We start from the raw sequence: 725 nt of genomic DNA on the forward strand, positions 1-725 counted from the left end.
CTTTTCTTTTTTTCAAGGAGGGATAGATTTGAATGTATTTGAAACTGTGAAGCAGTCCGTTACAACAAGACAGGCTGCGGAGCATTATGGAATCCATGCAGGCCGGAACGGGATGGCTTGCTGCCCGTTCCATAACGATAAGACCCCAAGCATGAAGCTGGATCAGCGTTACCACTGCTTCGGCTGCGGTGCAGATGGGGATGTGATTGATTTTACCGCCGCCCTGTATGGGCTGGGAAAGAAAGAAGCCGCCGTACAACTGGCACAGGACTTTGGGCTTTCCTATGAGGACTGGAAGCCGCCGGGAAAGGCAAAAAAGCCCAAGCCCCGGCAGAAATCCCCGGAGGAACAGTTTCAGGAGGCAAAGAACCGCTGCTTTTGTATTCTTGCCGATTATCTCCACCTGCTCCGGGCATGGAGAAAGGAATATGCCCCGCACTCCCCGGAGGAAGCCTTTCATCCCCGGTTTGTGGAAGCCTTACAGAAGCAAGACCAAGTGGAATATCTGCTGGATGTGCTGCTGTTCGGGGAGACGGAGGAAAAAGCGGCTTTGATTACGGACTACGGAAAGGATGTGATACAGCTTGAACAACGAATGGCAGAGCTTGCAGCCGCAGACGCAGCAAGAACTAAAAAACACCATGAACGCCATGCAGCCGCCCCAGAGCGCCCCTGAAATCAAGACGGGGCTGGAAACTACCGAGAAAGGCGGTGTCCGTCAGAGC

The 725-nt window shown here is 53.2% G+C and carries 1 protein-coding gene; it reads left to right on the forward strand.

Translation table 11 applies throughout. From position 1 onward, the window contains the following. Positions 1 to 28: 28 nt before the first annotated feature. Positions 29 to 676 carry a CHC2 zinc finger domain-containing protein gene (locus DWZ82_RS15940; protein ID WP_118265299.1) on the forward strand — a complete coding sequence of 216 codons (648 nt, stop codon included), beginning with the start codon at positions 29 to 31 and terminating at the stop codon, positions 674 to 676. Positions 677 to 725: the final 49 nt, after the last annotated feature.

The organism is Butyricicoccus sp. AF35-5AC, from assembly GCF_003477715.1.
Taxonomy (GTDB): Bacteria; Bacillota; Clostridia; order Oscillospirales; family Butyricicoccaceae; genus Agathobaculum; species Agathobaculum butyriciproducens.